Source organism: Nocardia amikacinitolerans NBRC 108937 (assembly GCF_001612615.1).
GTDB lineage: Bacteria > Actinomycetota > Actinomycetes > Mycobacteriales > Mycobacteriaceae > Nocardia > Nocardia amikacinitolerans.
The window spans coordinates 135,951-156,267 of record NZ_BDAU01000013.1 but is presented as its reverse complement, the minus strand read 5'-3'; the positions used below and the strand labels follow the sequence as shown (position 1 = coordinate 156,267).

Annotated in this window: 15 protein-coding genes; 7 read left to right on the top strand and 8 right to left on the bottom strand. The window is 69.9% G+C overall.

Annotated elements, in window-relative coordinates; all coding sequences use genetic code 11:
- Positions 1-6: 6 nt before the first annotated feature.
- The 3 genes from NAM01S_RS36570 to NAM01S_RS13435 are packed head-to-tail and all read right to left on the bottom strand — an operon-like array spanning position 7 to position 6,144.
- Positions 7-3,675, bottom strand: a complete 3,669-nt coding sequence (locus tag NAM01S_RS36570) for an ATP-binding cassette domain-containing protein (protein WP_253798415.1) — start codon at positions 3,673-3,675, stop codon at positions 7-9.
- Positions 3,676-3,688: 13 nt separating this feature from the next.
- On the bottom strand, positions 3,689-4,618 hold the full coding sequence (locus tag NAM01S_RS13440) for an ABC transporter permease (RefSeq protein WP_067784539.1): 930 nt from the start codon (positions 4,616-4,618) through the stop codon (positions 3,689-3,691).
- Positions 4,615-6,144, bottom strand: a complete 1,530-nt coding sequence (locus NAM01S_RS13435; RefSeq protein WP_067784536.1) for an ABC transporter substrate-binding protein — start codon at positions 6,142-6,144, stop codon at positions 4,615-4,617. The genes NAM01S_RS13440 and NAM01S_RS13435 overlap by 4 nt, the downstream gene beginning before the upstream one ends.
- Positions 6,145-6,476: 332 nt before the next feature.
- Between NAM01S_RS13435 and NAM01S_RS13430 the strand changes: the two genes are divergently transcribed.
- The 5 genes from NAM01S_RS13430 (at position 6,477) to NAM01S_RS13410 (ending at position 13,408) form a co-directional block, all read left to right on the top strand.
- A complete protein-coding gene (locus NAM01S_RS13430) occupies positions 6,477-7,607 on the top strand; it encodes a TauD/TfdA family dioxygenase (RefSeq protein WP_157107727.1) in 1,131 nt (376 codons plus the stop codon).
- Positions 7,579-8,589: an ornithine cyclodeaminase family protein gene (locus NAM01S_RS13425; RefSeq protein ID WP_174554800.1), complete on the top strand. Its 1,011-nt coding sequence runs from the start codon at positions 7,579-7,581 to the stop codon at positions 8,587-8,589. The genes NAM01S_RS13430 and NAM01S_RS13425 overlap by 29 nt, the downstream gene beginning before the upstream one ends.
- A complete protein-coding gene (locus NAM01S_RS37070; protein ID WP_307188676.1) occupies positions 8,580-10,874 on the top strand; it encodes a Y4yA family PLP-dependent enzyme in 2,295 nt (764 codons plus the stop codon). Before NAM01S_RS13425 ends, NAM01S_RS37070 begins: the two co-directional genes overlap by 10 nt.
- A gap of 102 nt (positions 10,875-10,976) precedes the next feature.
- Positions 10,977-12,008, top strand: a complete 1,032-nt coding sequence (locus NAM01S_RS13415) for a PLP-dependent cysteine synthase family protein (RefSeq protein ID WP_067784527.1) — start codon at positions 10,977-10,979, stop codon at positions 12,006-12,008.
- On the top strand, positions 12,005-13,408 hold the full coding sequence (locus NAM01S_RS13410) for an MATE family efflux transporter (protein WP_067784524.1): 1,404 nt from the start codon (positions 12,005-12,007) through the stop codon (positions 13,406-13,408). Before NAM01S_RS13415 ends, NAM01S_RS13410 begins: the two co-directional genes overlap by 4 nt.
- A 19-nt stretch (positions 13,409-13,427) precedes the next feature.
- Here NAM01S_RS13410 and NAM01S_RS13405 read toward each other — a convergent pair whose 3' ends face one another.
- The 3 genes from NAM01S_RS13405 to NAM01S_RS13395 all read right to left on the bottom strand — a co-directional run bounded on the left by NAM01S_RS13405 (position 13,428) and on the right by NAM01S_RS13395 (position 15,196).
- Positions 13,428-14,003 carry a TerD family protein gene (locus NAM01S_RS13405; protein WP_067784521.1) on the bottom strand — a complete coding sequence of 192 codons (576 nt, stop codon included), beginning with the start codon at positions 14,001-14,003 and terminating at the stop codon, positions 13,428-13,430.
- A 49-nt stretch (positions 14,004-14,052) separates the two neighbouring features.
- Positions 14,053-14,535 (bottom strand): pyridoxamine 5'-phosphate oxidase family protein, encoded by a 483-nt coding sequence (locus tag NAM01S_RS13400; protein WP_067784836.1) that lies wholly within the window; start codon positions 14,533-14,535, stop codon positions 14,053-14,055.
- Between the two features lie 205 nt (positions 14,536-14,740).
- A complete protein-coding gene (locus NAM01S_RS13395; RefSeq protein WP_067784518.1) occupies positions 14,741-15,196 on the bottom strand; it encodes a flavodoxin domain-containing protein in 456 nt (151 codons plus the stop codon).
- Positions 15,197-15,716: 520 nt separating this feature from the next.
- Here NAM01S_RS13395 and NAM01S_RS13390 point away from each other — a divergent pair.
- Positions 15,717-17,201 (top strand): stealth family protein, encoded by a 1,485-nt coding sequence (locus NAM01S_RS13390; RefSeq protein ID WP_084482911.1) that lies wholly within the window; start codon positions 15,717-15,719, stop codon positions 17,199-17,201.
- Here the strand turns inward: NAM01S_RS13390 and NAM01S_RS13385 are convergent.
- On the bottom strand, positions 17,149-18,138 hold the full coding sequence (locus tag NAM01S_RS13385) for a phosphodiesterase (protein WP_084482910.1): 990 nt from the start codon (positions 18,136-18,138) through the stop codon (positions 17,149-17,151). The two genes, NAM01S_RS13390 and NAM01S_RS13385, sit on opposite strands and share 53 nt — an antisense overlap.
- 167 nt (positions 18,139-18,305) lie before the next feature.
- Between NAM01S_RS13385 and NAM01S_RS13380 the strand changes: the two genes are divergently transcribed.
- A complete protein-coding gene (locus NAM01S_RS13380; protein WP_084482909.1) occupies positions 18,306-18,917 on the top strand; it encodes a DUF4232 domain-containing protein in 612 nt (203 codons plus the stop codon).
- 213 nt (positions 18,918-19,130) lie between these two features.
- Here NAM01S_RS13380 and NAM01S_RS13375 read toward each other — a convergent pair whose 3' ends face one another.
- Complete coding sequence (locus NAM01S_RS13375; RefSeq protein WP_067784513.1) at positions 19,131-20,222, bottom strand: glycerol dehydrogenase; 1,092 nt, start codon at positions 20,220-20,222, stop codon at positions 19,131-19,133.
- Positions 20,223-20,317: the final 95 nt, after the last annotated feature.

The window sequence follows — 20,317 nt, the reverse complement described above, 5'->3', positions numbered from 1 at the left end:
GCCCGCTCAGACCAGCAGATCGTGGGTGGCCTGTTCGACGGGATTCGCGAGTACCTCGGCGGTGCGGCCGGATTCGACGATGCGGCCCCGATCGAGCACGACCAGTTCGGCGCAGTGCCCGGCGACCAGATTCATGTCGTGGGTGATCACGAGCAGGGCGGTGCCTCGGTCGGCGCGAATCCGGTCCAGCAGGGCCATGATCGAGGCCGCGGTCGCGTGATCGAGGGCCGAGGTGATCTCGTCGCAGATCAGCACCGAGGGCTCGGCGGCGAGGGCGCGGGCGAGCGCCACCCGCTGGCGTTGGCCGCCGGACAGTTCGTGCGGGTAGCGCGCCGCCAACTCCGCGGGCAGCTCCACGGCGTCGAGGAGTTCGGTGATCCGTTGCGGCGCAGCGCTTTTCCGCACACGCGCGATTCGGCGCAGCGGTCTGCCGAGGGTTTGGGCGACGGTGCGGCGCGGGTTCAGCGCCGACATCGGGTTCTGCGGAACGAGTTGAATACCGTCGCCGCCGCGCCCGATGCGCCGCTTGCCACCGATCTCGATCGGGTTGTCCGCCAGCAGCAGCGAGCCACCCTCCGCCGCGCGGAGACCGGCGATCACCCTGGCGAGGGTGGTCTTGCCCGCGCCGGAAGCGCCCACGACCGCGAGCGCGGAGCCGGCGGTGAGCGCGAGGTCTATGTCAGCGAGGACTCGGTGTTCTCCGATGGTGGCGCTGATGCCGTTGGCGCGCAGGGCGATCGGGGGTTGTGGGTTACCGAGCGCGGGTTCGGCCGAGTGTTTCGCCGCCGTGTCCGACCGCTCGGTGGGTGCCTTGTGCGGGCGGGCATCCGATCCAATTCCGTTGCCGTCGGTAGTGCGCGGCGGGTGCGGTCCGGTTGCGGCAGAGGCGGAAGCAGAGCCGGTGTCCGGGTGTGCCGACGGACCGGCGGCGACGGTCTCGTTGCCTGCGGCGTCCGCGTGGGTGTGGGCGTGGGCGGCGGCGTCTGCGTCGGTGTGGGCGGCGGCGTCTGCGTGGGCGTGGGCGTCGGCGGCGGCGGCGTCCGCGTGGGTGTGGGCGGCGGCGTGGGCGTGGGCGGCTGCATCCCCGTCATGCATCGCAGAGGCGGTGCGGTGCGACGGATCGGCGAGGTCCTCCCGCGGCGGACCCGCCTCGGTCTGCGACGCCGCGCGGACATCGTTGCGCGCCTTCCCGACGGGCGTTGGCCCGACTGCGGTCGGCGCAGCGGTGGAGTGATCGGCGTCGGTTTCCGGCACCGCGCGCACATCGTGCTGCGCCTTCCCGACGGACGTTGACCCGACTGCGGTCGGCGCAGCGGTGGAGCGATCGGCGTCTGCCTGCGGCGACGAACCGGTGTCGACGGTGTCGCTGTCGGCGGCATCGGCATCGGCATCGGATCGGTGCGTGTCCACCGGCGGAAGTGTGTTGGCCGGTAGCGCATTCGGTGCGGCGGCAGGCGAGGACGGAAGGCTGGCCGCATGCGCATCCGGTCCAGCGGAGGGCGACGGCGGAGCGGCGGCCGCGTGCCCATTCGGCGCGGCGATGGGAGGCGGCGGAGCGGCGGCCGCGTGCCAATTCGGCCCGGTGCTGGGCCACGCCGGAAGAGGGCGGTTCGCGGGGAGATCTGGCGCGGTTGCGGGGTGCGGCGTCGGGTGGGTGCCTACCTCGATCACCTGGTCGGCGATGGCGTGGATGGCGGCGGTGTCGTGGCCGGAGAGCAGGATCGTGGTGCCGCGTTGCGCGAGATCGACCAGCAGGCTGGCTATTTCGGCGCGCAGGGCGCCGTGCAGTCCGGCCAACGGTTCATCGAGCACCACGATGTCGGTGCGGCGGACCAGGGCTCGGGCCAATGCGACTCGGCGTTGCTGACCGCCCGAGAGTTCGCCGGGGCGGCGGCGCAGGTGCTCGGCGGAGAGACCGACCGCCGCCAAGGCTTCCAGGAGGGCCGACTCGGAGCGATCCTGTGCGACTTCGGCGAGCAGGGTCCGCACGCGCATGAGCGGATTCAACGCGGAGCCGGGGTCCTGTCCGACGTAGGTGACGCGCGTACGCCGAAAACGCCGCAGCTGCGCCGGATCCAGTGCGAACACCGATTGTTCGGCCACCGTGACCGTGCCCGCCGCCAGCACCGCTCCGGACGGCAAGTGGCCGAGCAGCGCCCGCATCACGGTCGTCTTGCCCGATCCCGACGGCCCGGTGAGCGCGGTCACCGTGCCCGGCCGCATCCGGAAGGAAACGGGCCCGACCAACTCCTGCCCCGCCTGCCCTCGCACGAAGAGTCCGTCGACGATCACGATCGAGTCCGGCTCGCTAGCGATCGAGTTGCCACCCTCGGCTGCTCCAGTGGCATCGACCCCATCGGATGTCTCCGGTGTCTCTGCCCAGGCAGCGGGGAACGCACGGCCACCACTCGGATCCTGGTGGGCTCGTGCAGTCTTCGAGTTCACGCCGACGTCGTCCGGAACGACAGATCGTTCGCGCGTGGGCACCTCGCACCTGGAGCCTGCCGCCGCACCGGCACCGTCGGAGTGCGGAGTCGCTGTCGACCCATCAGCGGGCCGTGGGTGGCCGCCGGATGACTCTGGCCCGGACCGAGCGGGCGCCGAGTGCGCAGAGCCGGAGCCGAGTCCATCGGCTGCGACGACGGCTGACTCGTCCACCGGCGTCGAGGCCACGGACGCCGCTGTAGAACCGAGGTGCTCGCGGCGCGCCGCCGTGGTCGCCGTCTCGGGGAGCGCGTTCGCACCGGAACCGTTGTGCCGTCCGGAGTCCACCGACAACTTCGCCGACGACGAACGGATGCCGACGTCGGCGCCCTCGGCGAACACCGCGCTCTCTGCCGGTCCTGGGCTGTCACCCTGACGCAGAGACGCCGTGTCCACGATCGCCGAGATCCGTGTACCACGGCCGAATTCGGTGACCGCGAGGTTGACGCTGACCGCCACGATGGCGATCGCCAGGCTCGGCGCCAGCACCGACCACGGGTTGAGCAGCATGCCGGAGGCATTGTCACGGACCATCACCGCCCAGTTGCTCGCGCCGAGGGTCGTCGGCAGGTGCAGAAAGGAAGCGGTGCTGACCAGGTAGACGGCGGCGACGAAGCGCAAGCCCAGCTGGGCGGCGAGCACTTCACGAAGGTTCGGCAGTACTTCACGGAAAACCAAGTGGGCGAGAGTTTCTCCGCTCGCACGTGCGGCTTCGACGTAGCCGCTGGCCGCGACGCCTGCCGCAGCGGCAGTGAAAACCCTTGCGCAGTACGGCGCCCCGAACAGCAGCGCGACCACGATCAGCCCGTAGACACCGGCGTCCGGCCAGCTCGTGAGCACGAGCAGGATACCGAGTACCGCGGGGACGAGCATGGCGAAATCCGTTGCTGTCTCGATCAGCCCACCGACCCGCGGCCGCAGCGCGGCGATCGCGCCGAGCACACTCGACACCGCGGTCACGAGTACCGCGATCACGGCGGCGAGCAGCAGCAGACCCCAGCCGCCGTACAGCAGATGGCTCAGCACGTCGCGACCGAGCCGATCGGTGCCGAGCCAGGCGTCGGCGCTCGGGTCGGCGAACGGTATCCCCACCGCTCGCTCGGCGGATCGCGGCGCGAGACTCGGGCCGAGCACGGCGAGGAGGATCATCAGCAGCGCGGGCAGCACCGTCAGCAGTCGAAGCCGGGTCATCGCGTCCCCTTTCTCATCGCCGCCCCCGCAGCGACCACGCCCGAATACCGTCCGCGACGGCGAGCATCAGCATGATGACCACGCCCGACAGCGCGACCACCGCCGCGACCACCGACGTGTCCCGGTCGGCCACCGACCCGGCGAGCACCGCGCCGAGCCCCGGATAGTTGAAGATGGTCTCGACCACCAGCGCGCCGCCGAGCAGCATGCCGACGGTCGTGGCGAAGCTGGCGACGATGGTCGGCGCGGCGAACGGCACCAGGTAACGGGTCAGCACGTGCGGCGTCGAAAGTCCGTCCAGCACCGCGCTTTCCACGTGCGGTGCGCGGGCGGCGTCGGCCAGCGCGGCGCGCACCACCCTGGTGTTCCAGCCGATCTGCGGGATGGCGAGCGCGAGTACCGGCAGCACCAGCATGTCCGCGCTCACCGGGAAGCCGGAGCGGCCGGTGATGGTAACCGCGGGTAGCCATCCCGTGGCCAATGAGAACACCATGATCAGCAAGGTCGCCAGTACGAACTCCGGAACGGCCGCGGCCACCGTGCTGCCCGGCTGCAACAGCCGCGCCGCGACGCCGCGCGAACGCGTCGCCCACCAGGCGCCGAGGAGCAGCGACGCGACCACTGTCACGGTGAGCGCGATGCCGCCGAGCAGCAGAGTCGGCGGAAACTTGTCCGCGAGCAACTCGTTGATCGACCTGCCGCGCGCGGTGCGGCCGAAATCGCCGGTCGCGACGCCGGAGATCCAGTCAAGGAACCGCACGACGAGCGGCCGGTCGAGTCCGAGCTCGCGCTCCTTCGCCGCGACCTGCTCCGGCGTCGCCTCCCTGCCGAGGACCGCGCGGGCTGTATTGCCCGGCAACAGATCCACGGCCACGAACACCGCGGCGAGCAGTGCCAGCAGCAGGGCGACGCGCCGGAGCAGAAGTCGGGCGAAGGTCGTCACGCCAACCAGACCCGTTCGAGCTGCACCCGTCCGAAGCCGCCGAGCGTCGGCAGGTCGCGCACGGCGCTGGTGGCGATATCGATACCGTCGGCCATGCCCCACACCAGATAGCCGCCGCGCTCGTGCTGGATGGCTTGCACACGGCGACTCGCCTTTTCGAGCTCGGCGGGATCGGAGGCAGCCAGCGCCGCCGCGGTGGCTGTGTCGAATTCCGCGTCCTTGAAGGCGGTTTCGTTGCGGTTGGAGCCACTCGACATGAGTTTGCTCGCGTAAAACATCGTCGAATCGTTGGTGCCCCACGAGACGGTGTAGAGCGGGGCCTGCAACCAGGTGCGGTCGTAGAAGGCGTTGGACTCCTGCTCGACCACGTCCAACCGGAGGCCGATGTCGGCCAGCTGGGTGGCGATCACCTTCGCAGACTCCACTTCGCCGGGCGCCTCCGGCTTCGTCACCAGCGGGTAGCTGCGACCGGTGTCGAAACTGGCCTCGCGCAGCAGGGTTTTCGCTCGCTCGATATCGCGCGTCCGCTGCGGAATGCTGGTGTCGTAGGTCGGGTCGGCGGTGCCGAGGACGTCGTTGGCGATCGTGCCATAGCCCGAATGCACCTGATCCACCAACGCCTTTCGGTCGACACCGAGGCGCACCGCGGCGCGCACCCGCGGATCGGCGAACGGACCGTCGGCGGCGCGCATGGCCACACCGAGCATGGTGTCGTTCGCGCGCCGCACCACACGGAGATCGCCGCGACCTTCGGCGGTGCGGCCCGCGATCGCGCCGACATTGGACGCCAGATCGATCTGCCCGCCGAGCACCGCATTGCCCAGTGCCGTCACGCTTTCGAACATCGTCACCTCGATGGCGTCGAGCAACGGCAGTCGCGGTTCCGCGCCCGCGCCATGCCAGTTCTCGTTGCGCACCAGCCGCGCGTTGCCGCCCTGGAAGGACTCGAGCCGGAACGGGCCGGTGCCGTTGGCCTTGGTGAAGTCCGTAGTGTCTTTTCTCACAGTGAAGGTCATCAACCGAACCAGCAGGGGCAGTTGGGTATTCGGCTCCGGCACGGTGAGCACAACCCGGTTCGGGCCGTCGGCGGTGATGTCCTCGGCCGCCACGGGCATCTTCGACGCGCCGCCCACCGAGCGCAGTCGGCGCAGCGACCACACCACGTCGTCGGCGGTAACCGGCGCGCCGTCGTGGAAGGTGGCGCCCTCGGCGATCGTGAACGCCCAGCGCCGCTGCGCCGCGTCCGGCTCCCACGAACTCGCAAGGCGTGCAACGGTATTCGGCTTGTCACCCGATACGGTCAGCGCGTCGTAGACCAGCGACGTGATCAGGAAATCGCTGTCGTTGCTGAGGTTCGCGTGCGGGTCGCGTTCGATGCGCGCCGCGGTGCCGAGCGCACCGACGCGCAGGGTGCCGCCGCGCCGCGCGGGGCCGCTCGGATCGGCACTGTCGGTACACGCCGCGACGAAAAGTAGCGCGCCGACTCCGGCACTGGAGCGCAGAAGTTGCCGTCGGTTGAAACCCATCGGTGTCGCCTTCCCTCATCGTTCACTGCGGGCCTGAGACCCGACACTACAAGGCTAGGACAGGCTAGCCTAAATACGCCGCCTACCAGTGCGTATCCGCCAATCAGCACACGGACGCGACGGCGGGACGACAGTTGCCGACGAATGTCCGGCACACGCCCCGGGCGAGATCTAGGCTTTTCGATGCGTTTTCGCTATTTTTCCGACTCGCTTAGGTTAGCCTTGCTTAAGCGCGCGAGAGGCACTAGCTTCGCAGATCGAATCGTCCCCACCCGCTTTTCGACCCGATGCGAAGAAGGGAATCCCCGGTGAAAAGCGTTCTCTCCGAACGTATGACGCTTCACCCGCAAGGCATCGAACGACGCGAGCTGCCCCCGGACGCCGGGCGCGCGGTGCGTGAGCTCGCGCGTGAGATTTGTAGCACAGTCGATCTCGGCTCCGGCGGCGCGGCACGCCTGACGCGAAGACTGACGGATCCGGCGCTGATCGCGCTGATCGAAGCGGGCGCCCGCGAGCTGCCCGAATCGGTCCGGATCGCCATGCGCCCGCCCGCGAGCCCCTCGGGCGCGACCATCGTGCGCGGGCTGCCGCTGACCGACGACGAATTCGGTCCGACACCGCCGAGCTGGCGCGAAGCCGCCCGGTGGAGCGGTGATCCGCAGCGCGGCAACTCCTTTCAGCTCGACATCGCCATGCTGCTGCTCGCGCGCTGCGCGGGTGAGCCGTTCGGCTGGTCCGGACAGCAGGACGGCCGCTTGGTCAACAACATCGTGCCAACGCCGGGCCACGAGGACGAGCAGTCGGGCGCCAGCAGCAAGACGCTGCTCAGCCCGCACACCGAAGACGCCTTCCACCCCGACCGCGCGAACCTGCTGGTGCTCGCCTGCCTCCGCAATCCCGACATGGTGGGCACCACGGTGTCCTCGGTGCGGCAGGTCGAGCTGACCGAGGACGAGTACCGGCTGCTCAGCACCCCGACGCTGCCGATCCTGCCCGACGTCTCCTACGGCGACGGCCACGAACGGTTCACCCCGCCGCCCATCCCGACGGTGTGGGACGCGGCCGAATCGAGCTCGGACACAACGCATCCGACCTTGCGTTACGACCCGGCCTACACCCCGCTCGACGACGCCGACCCCGAGTTCCGCAGCGCATACGCCCGGCTCACCGCGGAACTCGAACGGGTGTGCCACACCGCGGCGTTGGCGCCCGGCGAGTTGTTGCTGGTGGACAATGACGTGGCCGTGCACGGTCGGGTACCGTTCACCGCGCGTTACGACGGCACCGACCGCTGGCTCAAGCGGGTCAACATCCGCCTGCCCGAACGTCGGCGCCGAGCCGCCGAGGCCGATGAGAATGGTTACGGGCAACGAACTGTCGCCCCGTTCCGAATGGGAACTGGCCGAGCGGATGCAGAGCGGGACACAACACCAGATGAACGAGGAACCGTTGAACACTCGTGATCGGAGCACGCCGCTGCGCGTGCTGAGCCGTAGCGACCTCGCCGACGTCCCCATCACGCCGGGCGACGTGGTGCGTGCGGTCGAAGACGCGTATCTGGCTTTCGCGGCGGGAGATTCGGACAACCCGCGCAAATTGAGCGTCGCCAATCCGGACGGCTGGTCGGTGGCCTATGCCATGCTCGGCCGCGACGGCAGGCGGCGCGTGGTCGCCATGAAGACCTCGTACAAGTTCGATCCCGGGCACGACCGCAGCACCAAGCGCTATTACACGACCATCACTCTCTACGACGACTCCACCGGCGCGCCCATCGCCATGATGGATTGCGCACGGGTCGGCGCGCTGCGCACACCGGCCGTCTCCGCGCTGCTGGTACGCGAGACCATGCGCCGCGGGGCGGAGAGCGTGCTGCTGATCGGCACCGGAACCCAGGGACGCAACGCGCTGCCGCATCTGCTCGCCGCGAATCCGCAGCTGCGCAAGCTGATGGTGTACGGAACGCATCCGGACGGTCTTGCCGCTGTGCACAGCCAGCTCGCCGAGTACAACCCGCAGGCGCTGCTGGAGACCGTGCCCGATCCGCGCGCCGCCGCGGCGCACGCCGACGTGGTGTTGGCGACAGCGGGTCCGGGAACCGAAGTCGCGTTGGAGGCCGAGGATCTCGCGCCCGGCTCGACCGCCGTGCTGGTCGGTTACGGACTCGCGCCCTCGGCGCTGGTCGAGGCGGACCGGGTGGTGGCGACCAGCGCCGAACAGATGCAGCTCACCGGCACCGACATGGTCGGCCCGGACGGCACGCTGCGCGCGGTCGACGCCGAACTGCCGCAGATCCTCCACCGCAGGGCCGTTGCGCGTCGCTCGGACGAGGAGAAGATCTTCGTCTACAACAGCGGCCTCGTCCTCACCGACGTCGCCGTCGCGCACGCGCTCGCCGAACGCGCCATCGCCGAAGGCCGGGGCACGGAGGTGCCCCTGTGGGATTAGAGGCCGCCGTCGAGCCGGAGCTGGTCGACCACGACACCATGGTGCTGTTCGACGTCGCCGCGCCCCGCAAGGCGAAAGGCGGTGCGCGCGCGAGCCGCTCGCGCGAACTCCCCGTGCCCACCGCACCCAGCGACACGACCGCGCCGCACACCGGCACGGAGACGCTCGAACAGATGACGTCACCCGAGGCCGACGCATCGCCGCGCGAGGTCGAACCCGCACCACCCGCGGCCGGGGCATCGCCGCTCGACACCGACACGCGGACGGTCGAGCCGACCGCACCGCCATTCGAGGCCGCGGCGGCGGCCCTCCGTCCCGCCGGCGCGCCACCCGCCGAAATCTCGTCGCCACGTGATGCCGGCTCGCCGCCGCTCGATGCGGAGGCAGCGGCGCTCGGCACCGACACAGCGCCGCTCGGTGTCGACTCGGCACCGCTCGAGGCCACTACAACGCCGGGTCACCCGGACGCCCCGATCTCCAAGAACGCCAAGGCGAGTCCGCTCGGCACCGGTGCGCACGGGGTCGGCGATGTCATGCCGCCGTCCGAGGCCGAGGCGGCAGCACTGGACCCAGACACAGCGCCCCTCGGTGCCCAGCCGTCGCCGTGGAAGACCAGCACCACGCTGCTTCACACGGACGCGCCAAACCCAGCGGGCACCGAGGCGAGCGCTCTCCACGAAGCCGCGTCGCCGCGAGCGGACATGCCAGCGGACACCGAGGCGAGCGCTCTCGACGAAGACGCGTCGCCGCGAGCGGACGTGCCATTCACTGCGGAAGCCGAAACGGAGTACGACGAACCGGAGTCGACCACCGACGACGCTCTCGCGCACACTCCCAACGATTTCGGCGACCACCCCGAAACTGACTGGGACGACACCGATTCCGACGACGCCTTCCTCGAGCTCCTCGTAGAGGAGATCGCCGACGACCCGGCCGGCCGCGCACCCGGCATCGCGGCTCCGCCCATGCCCGCGCACGTCGACGAGTGGGAGCGTCGGGTGCTGGCCGACCCGCACCTGCTCGACGACATCGCGTTCGCGGTCGGTGGACCGTTCCACCTCATGTACCCCGCGCGAGTCGGGGAGAACATCCGAGGCTTCCGCGACGCGTTCGCGCGGGCGGGCGTCGACGGGCTCGTCTACTACGGCAAGAAGGCGAACAAGGCGGCCTGTGTGGCGCGGGCCTGCGCGGAGAACGGCGCTGGCGTCGACGTCTCCAGCGTCGGCGAGCTGACGGCCGCACTGGCGGCGGGTGTGCGCGGCGGCGAACTGATGGTCACCGGCCCGGCCAAGTCCGACGACCTGCTGTGGCTCGCCGTCCGCCACGGTGCGCTGATCGCGGTGGACGGCCTCGGCGAGCTCGACCGCCTCGCGGCGATCGCCTCCGCCGCGACTCCGGCCAGGGTGCTGCTCCGGGTGCTGCCCGCGGGCTCGGCCAGCCGATTCGGGATGACCGAGGACGAACTGGACCGGGCGCAGTCGGTGATCGCCGCGTCCGGGCCGCGCGGACTGGAGCCGGTTCAGTTGGAGGGCTTCAGCTTCCACCTGTCCGGCTACGACGCGATCGCCCGCGCCGAGCAGGCCGCCGATCTGATCGACCGCTGCGCGGCGGCGCGCGAACTCGGACACGCCGCGGACACGATCTCGATCGGCGGCGGATTCGGCGTCGACTACGTGCCGGAGGGCGCGTGGCGCGAGTTCACCGACGGCGTCGACCGCTCGTGGTTCCACGCCGGGAAATCCTTCGGCTCGTACTACCCGTACCACTTCCCCGCGCCGGGGCCTGCCATGCTCTCGGCGATCCTCGCCCACGGCGACCTGGCCGACCGACTGCGCGACAACGACATCCGCCTGGCCGTGGAGCCCGGCAGGGCGCTGCTGGATCGCGCGGGCAGCACCGTTTTCCGTGTGCAGGGCAGCAAGATCCGGCACGCCGACGGGCAGCCGTACCAGCTGCTCACCGTCGACGGCACCAGCCTCAGCCTGTCCGAGCAGTGGTTCGACAGCGAGTACCTGCCCGATCCGGTGCTGTGGCCGCAACGCCCCGGCGAACCGACGCCGACCAGTGTCGGCGCGGCGAGCTGCCTGGAATCCGACATGCTCAGCTGGCGGCGCATCCCGCTGCCGAGGCGCGCCGAGGAGGGTGATCTGCTCGTCTATCCGAATACCGCCGGTTATCAGATGGATTCGAACGAGTCGGCCTTCCACGAACTGCCGATCCCGCCGAAGGTCGTGCTCTCCGACGTTCGGGAAGATCGGCTGCGCTGGACGCTCGACGCCGGGTAATCAACCAGAGAACCACAACTCACCATCGCCCGCGCGCACCGCAACCCCGCAGCACGGGCAGGCGACTCCGAAGACCGGGTCGCCACTGGATAGGAGACTTTCATGCCTGTCGTCACGCGCGTGACGGACCTGATCGGTCGCACCCCGCTCTTCGAGCTGGCCACCACCGCGACCGGAACCCGGCTGCTGCTCAAGCTCGAACAGTTCAATCCGACGGGCGCGGCCAAGATCAGGATGGCGCGCGAGATGGTGCTCGACGCCGAACGGCGCGGTTTGCTGCCGAGTGGCGGGCATATCATCGAATCCACGTCCGGTAACACCGGGCTCGGCTTGGCGGTGGTTGCTGCCGAACGCGGGTACCGCTTCACCGCCGTGGTCGATCACCACGCATGTAAGGACAAGTTGCGCGCGATGCGAGCGATGGGTGCGGAGTTGGTGTACGTCGCCGACGAGGGCGACGACAACCTGGCCACTTCGGCGCGGGAGGACCTCGCCGAGGCGATGGCCGCCGCGCAGGACGACGCCTACTTCACCGAACAGCACAACAACGACGCCAACGCGGTCGGCTACTACGCCGTCGCCGAGGAGTTGCTCGAGGACGTGGAGCGCGTCGACATCCTGCTCTCGGCGGTCGGCACCGGCGGTTCGCTGTTCGGCACCGCGACCCGGCTGCGGCAGCTCGGCTGCCCGCCGCATGTGATCGGGGTGGAACCGGTGGGTTCCATCGCCTTCGGCGGGCCTGGCGGGCCGTATTGGCAATCCGGCACGGGCACGCCGCCCGGCGCCACCATCGGCACCGCGGTCGACTATTCGCTGCTCGACGAGGGCGTGAAGGTGTCCGATGTGGCGGCCTTCGCCACCGCCCGCGCCGTCGCCAAGAAGCTGGGCCTGATGCTCGGCGGTTCGGCGGGCGGCTCGGTGTACGCGGGGCTGACCAGGCTCGAGGAGTTCCCCGCAAGCTCGACGGTGGTCACCATCGTCTGCGACGGCGGCGAGAAGTACCTGGACACCGTCTTCGACGACGACTGGATGAACGACCGCGATCTGCTCGACGCCGACTCCGAGCGCGAGGTGCTTGGTCTGCTCGATCGCTACTCCCCCGCCCGCCGAAAGCAGTTGGTGGAGGCGCGGTGAACCTGGGAGAGTTCCGCGCAGACGGTCGTCGGCTCGCCGCGCTGGCGACGCCGATCGCACTGACCCAGCTGGCTCAGATCGCGGTCTCCACGACCAATATCGCGCTGATGGGCACCCTCGGGGTGCGCCAGGTGGCCGCGGGCGGCCTGGCGATCGTGCTGTTCAACCAGATCCGGACGATGTGCGTCGGATTGATCACCGGCACCGGCAACCAGATCGCGTCGGCGGTGAGCGCGGCGGACAAGCGCGGCGATTCCGCCGACCGCGAGGTGCGCGAGGTGGTCCGGTCGAGTTTCCTCATCGCGACGATGGCCGGTCTGCTCGGTGGCCTCGTCCTCATCGGCCTCGGCTGGTCGCTGCAGTGGCTGGGCCAGGACGCCGGGGTGCTCGCCGACGCGCGCCCGCTCATGGTCGCGCTGGCTCCCGGACTGTTGCCCTGCCTGTGGTTCCAGGTGCTTCGGCAGTACACGGTCGGCATGCAGCGTCCGCAGGCCCTGCTGCTGGTGACATTGGGTTCGGTCGCGCTGAATCTGGCGTTGGCCCTCGCCTTCATGCACGGCTGGGCGGGGCTGCCCGCGCTCGGCCTGACCGGCATCGGCGTGGCGACCTCGCTGGTCTTCCTGATCACCTTCGGTGTGTTCTGGGCGATGGTGCACCACGATCCGCGACTCGGACCGACCCTGTCGATCCGGCCGTGGCCGGTGCACCGTTCGACGGTCGTCTCGGAGCTGAAGCTCGGCACCCCGATCGCGCTCACCTACGGGTCGGAGGCGGGCATGTTCTCGGTGCTCGCGCTCGTGATGGGCAGCATCGGACCGGCCGCGCTCGCCGCGCACAACGTCGTCTACCAGATCATCTACATCGTGTTCCAGGTGGCGATCGGGCTCTCGCACGGCGCGTCCATCCTGGTCAGTCACGCGGTGGCGCGCGACGAATACCAGCACGCCAAGGCGCTGGCCTGGCTGGCGCTGCGCTACGCGGGCATCGTCGCCGCGATCACCGGCGCGGTGTACGTGCTCGCGCCGAGCGCGGTGCTGCGGCCGTTCCTGGAGCCCGGCGACACCGCGACGATCGAGATCGCCCGCACGCTGCTGCTGATCGGCATCGTGTTGCAGTTCTTCGACGCCGCGCAGAACATCGGCACCGGCTTGCTGCGCGGGTTGAAGGAGACCAACGCGGGCTTCCGGCTTTCGCTGGTCGGCTACTGGATGGTCGGCCTACCCACCGCCCTGCTGCTGGCCTTCCCGTTGCACCTCGGCGCCGCGGGCGTCTGGTGGGGGCTGACCGCGGGGTTGGCCACCACCGCCGTCCTCATGGTGCGGCGCTACTTCGCTCTGCTCGACGGCATGGCGCACGCGTACCCGCGGCGCCTGCCGGAGAGGCTGTCGAGCCCCAGCTGAACCCGCCGGGGCCGACCGCTCAGATATTGACGCCGTAATCGCGGGCGATGCCCGCGAGACCGGACGCGTAGCCCTGGCCGATGGCGCGGAACTTCCACTCGCCGCTGTGCCGGTACAGCTCGCCGAACACCATGGCGGTCTCGGTCGACGCGTCCTCGGTGAGGTCGTAGCGGGCCAGTTCGGCGCCGGTGGTGGCGTCGACGACGCGGATGAAGGCGTTGCGGATCTGACCGAACGACTGCCCGCGCGCGTCGGCGTCGTGGATGGACACCGGGAAGAAGATGTTGGTGATCGTCGGCGGCGTCGCCGCGAGATCGACGTTGATCACCTCGTCGTCACCCTCGCCCTCACCGGTGAGGTTGTCGCCGGTGTGCTCGATGGTTCCCTCGGGCGAACGCAGGTTGTTGTAGAACACGAAGTGCTGATCGGAGAGCACCTTCAGGTTCGGGCCGGTGGCCAGTGCGCTCGCGTCGAGGTCGTAATCCGCACCGGTCGTGGTGCGCACGTCCCAGCCGAGTCCCACCGCGACCTTGGTCAGGTTCGGCGCCTGCTTGGACAGCGAAACGTTTCCGCCCTTGGCGAGTGTGACGCTCATGATCCCTTCCCGTACGGCGCGCGGGCGCCGCCTTTCTCGTTGTACCGGTTCAGTTCTGGTCGTCGGACCAGCCGCGCAGCGTGGCGAAGCGGCCCTGCAACGCGTGCAATTCGCTCGCGTCGAGCACGGTGCGCTGGATGCCCTTGTCCACCGCGAACGCGGACTGGCGGTGATCGTCGATCACCGCGACATCGATCTGCACCGCGACGTAATCCTCGGCGTCGGGCATCTGTTCGGCGATCACCTTGGCCGTGCCACGCGCGCACAGCGCGACATTGCCGCCGCCGAGGATCAGCAACGCGACCTCGGGCCGTTCCCGCAACCGCGCCAGCGAACCCCGGTCGAACTTCAGGCTGATCAGAATGCGCCGATCACCGGCGCGCACCGGCCAGGACACCGGAATCGCATGCGGCGCCGGGTCGGTGGTGACCAACACGGCGATCGTTTCCTGCGGCCATTCCGGCAGCACGTCCAGTTCGGGATGATCGGTCGAGTGGTCTTGTCGTTGCGCAGGGCTCGCTCCGGCTGCCATCTTCGTCACCTCATGGATCGTCGCGCGCGACGGGCTGTGTCGCGCTGCTAGCAGTCTAAGGTGCTGGGACACTTGCGCGCTGGCGCTGGGCCTATTGTCCGCTGGCGCAGGGCTTTTTGTCCGTTCGCCCACTGGCGCCTGCGCGATTCGCCTTGGCGTACAGCGCGCGATCGCCCCGGTCGGCTCGGCGAGTCGCAGGTTCGTCTCAGGCCGAGGCGAATTCGGGAACGGGCAGCGACCGCGCCCACTCGCGCGCCATGTCGCGCACGCGCACCTCGGTGGACGCGTCGTGGCGCGCGTGCTCGCCGACCTGGACGGCGCCGCGAGCGATCAGCTTCTCGGCAGCGATCTCGCCGCCGCGGTTGAACGTGTCGCCGTAGCCGGAATCGCCGAGACCGAACACCGCGAAGCGCAGACCGGTCAGATCGGGCGTGCGCGCGTCGAGGGAGTCGAAGAACGGTTCCGCGCCGGTCGGCAGATCGCCGTCGCCGTAGGTCGAGCAGACGACGATGTAGAAGTTGGCGGCGTCGAGATCGTCGACATCGAAGTCGGTCATGTCGTAGACCGAGATATCGTGCGCGGTCGCCAGCTCGTCCGCGACGCACTCGGCCGCGGTTTCGGAAGTGCCCATCTCCGACCCGAACAGAATGACTACGCGCACCGCGCCCGCTCCTTCCCGTCGCCGTTCCGGCTCGCGCCGGAAGCCCCTTTCTACTTTGGCGAGGCTACCCTAATATGCAGCGGAACGGTCGGCGCCGATGCCCGGTCCGGTATCCGTGCTGGTTTTCGATTGACGGACCGCCGCCACGGATGCATCATTCAGTAGCAACCTCCTGTTCAGCGGGGGTTCTCCTATCAGCCGGCCGATGACTGTCCGGCCCTGCGTGTTGCTCCCGGCCGCGCTCGGTCTCATCGCCCCGCGAGTCCGGTCAACACTCCTCCATCCATACGACGCTTTCCCGCGTCCGGCCGTGAGTGAGGTGAGAACGATGGTGTACCGATCGTCAGGACGTCCGCGAATCACCGCGTTCCTGCACTACGGCAGCGCTCCGCATTTCTGACTCCGCACCGCACCGGGCACGTCCTGCGACGCGTCGGCGTCGCCGGGACCGCTCGGCTCCCGGTGCGGTGCGGGTGAAGGTACGGGCGCATCGTCGGAAACGGCCCAAAGGGAGGCGAACATGGACAGGGCAGTGAATCCACCAGGGGGTTGGGATCCGGGCACGGCTCGGGTCGGATACGACACCGTCGCGATCGCGGCGGCCAATCTGGCGGTCTCGGCGGCGGCGATCGCGGATCTCGGGTACCTACGCGGCCAGCTCGCCGCGGCGGAGGTGCCGTTTCTGCTGATCAGGGACAGCGGGCACCGGCTGATCCTGGCCGCCGACGCCGCGCACCGCGGAATGGTGCGCCGCGTGACGGACGCCGCGCGCGCCGCTGGCTTCGCCGTCGCGGAGGCCGGTCACCAGATCTACCGGCTCGGCCGCGACGCCGATCCGGCGCACCACGTCGAGCTCGAGCTGTGGGAGTACCACGGCGACACCGTCGAATGCCCGCGGCCGAACGCGTTGACCCGTAACGTCTTCGACCTGGCCGACGTGGAATTCACCCAGGTCCGGCTGTTCGACCGGACGTGGCCGACCCTGGCCGACATGTTCGCGCCGCAGGCCACCGACGTCGCCTTCGACATCGACATCGTCTTCTCCTGGGTGGACGGCTCGGACCCGGAATTCCGCGCCCGCCGCGCGGGCCTGATGGCGCAGGTCGTCGTCGGTGAGGGCGACGACGCGGACGCCAGGATCCGCCAGATCGACGAGCTGAAGTACGCCATGCGCTCGGTGCACAAGAACGCGCCGTGGATCCGCCGCATCTTCGTCGCCACCGATTCGGCGGTCCCCGACTGGCTCAGCGAGCACCCGAAGGTCACCGTCGTCCCCGCGATCGACCATTTCAGCGATCCGGCGGCGCTGCCGACCTTCAACTCGCACGCGGTGGAATGCCAGTTGCAGCACATCGAGGGGCTCAGCGAGCACTTCCTGTACTCCAACGACGACATGTTCTTCGCCAGGCCGGTGCGTCCCGAGATGTTCTTCACGCCCGGCGGCATCAGCCGGTTCATCGAGGCGGACACCCGCATCGGGCCGGGCCGGAACAACGAGCGCCGCAGCGGATTCGAGAACGCGGCGCGGGTGAACCGCGCGCTGCTCGCCGACCGCTTCGGGCACGTCATCACCCGACACCTCGAGCACACCCCCGCGCCGTTGCGGCGCAGCGTGCTGCTGGAGATGGAGGCGGAGTTCGGCGCCGACTTCGCCCGCACCATGGCGAGCCGATTCCGTTCGGCCACCGACATTTCCGTCACCAACTCGCTGTACCACTACTACGCGCTGTTGACCGGCCGCGCGGTGCCGCAGGAGGCGGCGCGCGTGCGCTACGTCGACACCACGCGCCACGACGGGCTCGCGCTGCTCGATCACTTGGCCGCCGTGCGGGACGTCGACTTCTTCTGCCTCAACGACGGCAGCTTCCCCGAGGTGCCGGAATCCGAACGGGTCGAACGGGTTTCGGAATTCCTCGCGGACTGGTTCCCGGATCCGGCGCCGTGGGAACGGCTCAGTGCACCGCCTCGTCGTCCACTTCCGGAGTCGGCTCCTGGCGCCGCATGACGTGCGGGATGCGGCCGGCGGGCGGAATGACGATGCCCGCCTCGGCGAGTTTCGCCGCCGCCTCCTCGGGAGTGGCGGGCTCGCCGACGGTCGCGCCCACGTCGATCGGGACCACCGAATGCACGACCGTGTCCGGGTAGACGTGCACGAAGTTGAAGGCCTGGGCGCCGTCGCGGCCGCGCAGTCCGCCGGTCGCGGCGGCCAGATCCTGCGTGTAGCAGGTGGACGAGGCGACCGAGACCGGGATGCCCGCGAACGTCGCGTAGGTGGAGAAGTGCACGTGGCCCGCGAGGATGGCGCGCACATCGGTGCCGTCCAGCACGTCGGCGAGCCTGCGCTGGTCGCGCAGCTCCACCGTGACGGCCAGGTCGACCACGCACGGCACCGGCGGGTGATGCATGGCCAGGATGGTGCCGAACGGCGCGGGCTCGGCGAGCACGTCGCGCAGCCAGTCCAGCTGCTCGTCGGAGATCTCGCCGTGGTGGTGGCCTGGCACCGAGGTGTCCAGCGCGATGATGCGCAAGCCGTCGATCATGTGCACGCGGTCGAACGGCTTGGTCGACGGGGCCTCGTCGAGCAGCGTGTGCCGCAGCACACCGCGATCGTCGTGGTTGCCCATCACCCAGACCACCGGCGCGCCGATGTGGCGTGCGAAGGGCTCGACCAGCGCGCGCAGCTTCGCGTACGCGCCGGGCTCGCCGCGGTCGGCGAGATCGCCGGTGAACACCAGTGCCGTCGGGCGGATGCGGCTGGCCGCGGCCTGACCGAGCAGCCTGCGTAAACGCTGCTCGGCATCCACATCCCCGTACAGCTCGCCGTCACCGGCGATGAGATGGGTGTCACTGAAGTGAAACAACACGTGATCCGGTCGCGGGTGCTCCGCGACTCTGCTTATGCGCACCGGACCGAACGTCCCTCCCGGCGGATGGCCCGCCATCGGCTTCGGGTTCCAGCCAGGATAGCGAACCCCTACCAACGGCTTTCCCGCCAAGTTGTGACGACAAGCTTGCGGGAAGGTGAGGTTTCGGTGTACGCACCGCGCGTCGGATACGCTGCGGGCGACTCGAGACGGCCGGTGCGCACCGGTGTTCGGAGGGGGTTCTGATGGGCATGCGGGCATGCGTGATCGGCGCTGGGATCGCGGGGGTGCTGATCGGTTGCGCGGGGTGCGCGAGTCCGCGCGAATACGGCACCGACGACGCGATCTGGGCGTCGACGACGACCGCGAAGGCGGCGGGCGCGCAGTCCACATCTGGGGTGCCGGACGACCCGCTGCGGTGCCGGAGCGCCGAGCTCTCGCTGCGCTCGGTGGCGGGTCCGCGGGACGGCGGCGGGGCCGTCCGCGCCTACCTGGTGCTGACCAACGCGTCGGGGCGCACCTGCACGGTGTTCGGCCATCCTGGCGTCGATTTTGTGAACAATGACACACTCTTCGGCGCCAGAACCGAGCCGGTACCGCCGAGTGCGTCGGCGCCCCGCGCGGTGCAGACGCTGGATCCCGGCGAATCGACCGCGGCGGAGTTCGTTTTTCGCGGTGAACCGGGTGGAACCTGCACCGAGATGAATGCCATTCGGGTCGTCCCGCCGGACGAGACCGTGGCGCTGACCACTCCGCTCGTCGACCTGCACGCCGGGCCCGTGGCGAGGTTTCGCGTCTGCGACAAGGTCGTCACGGTTGGCGCGTTCACGACGGCGCGGGGCTTGCCGCGGAAGTAGGGCCTCGTCCCCCGGTTGGCGCATCTGATCGGCGCTCGGGCAGCGGGACTCGCGATTCAGCCCGCGCATTCGATTCCGCCGACGGCGCCCGTTCGGACCGGCCGTCGGCGAGCGCCGGTCGGTGATTCGCCACCGCGGCCCCCACGCCGACGAGTGTCCACCGCCAAATCAGCTGCTGCCCAACGCCGCTCGGTCGGCCGCCGGCGGAGCAGGTCAGCGGCCGCCGAGAGCGTCTGCGGCGCACAGAGCGTCGAGCACCATCGCGGCGTCCACCGCGAACGGCTCGTTGTGGATCGTCTCGCCCGGGGCGGTGGCGCGAGTCGCAATGGCGGACAAGGTTTCCCGGTCCGCGTCGGCGAGGCCGAGGTCGGCGAGGGAGGTCGGCAGGCCGATGTGGTCGCAGAAGTCGAGGACGGTGTCGATCTCGTCGGCGGGCGCGCCTTCCAGCACCAGCTGGGTGAGCACGCCGAAGGCGACCTTCTCGCCGTGCAGGAACGGGTGGGTCTGGGGTGCGGCGGTGAGACCGTTGTGCACCGCGTGCGCGGCCGCGAGGCCGGAGGATTCGAAGCCGAGCCCGGAGAGCAAGGTATTGGCCTCGACGATGCGTTCCAGGGCCGGGGTGACGGTCCGGGTGTGCACTGCGGCCAACGCCTGCGGTCCGTCGGAGAGCAAAGTGCGGTAACACAATTCGGCGAGCGCACCGGCGCTGCGGGTGGACGCGCCGCCGCGCATGTTGCGCACGTGTCCGGCGAGACAGGTGCGCGCCTCGAACCAGGTGGCGAGCGCGTCGCCCATGCCTGCGACGAGCAGCCGCGCTGGCGCTTGCGCGATGGCCGAGGTATCCACCAGCACCAGTGCGGGATTGCGGCGCACCAGCTGGTACGCCTCGAATTCGCCCGCGTCCGTGTAGATCACCGACAGCGCGCTGCACGGCGCGTCGCTCGACGCGGTGGTCGGGCAGCTGATCATCGGCAGGCCCAGATCGTCGGCCACCGCCCGCGCCGAATCGATCACCTTCCCGCCCCCGGCGCCGAGCACCGCCGCACTGCCGCTCGCCCGCACGGCGTCGGTGATCCGTCCGATCTCCGCTCTGCTGCACTCCCCTCCGGAGGGATGCACCGAATACTCGATCTTCGCCTCCCCCAACGACCGCTCCCACGCCGAGGAAAGCAACCGCCGCGCACTACTCCCCGCCACGATCAACACCGGCCCGTCGATCCCCAACCGGCGCAACTCCTCCCCCAACGCCGCCGTGGCGTCACGCCCCTGCACATAGTGCCCGGGCGACGAGAACACACTCAGCATCCGACACCTCCCGCTCGAGGGGCACCGGCGCACCCCAACCAGCCGCCAACGACCCGCCCAACGCTACGCGCCGAGCCCCCGCCGCACCGCGAATT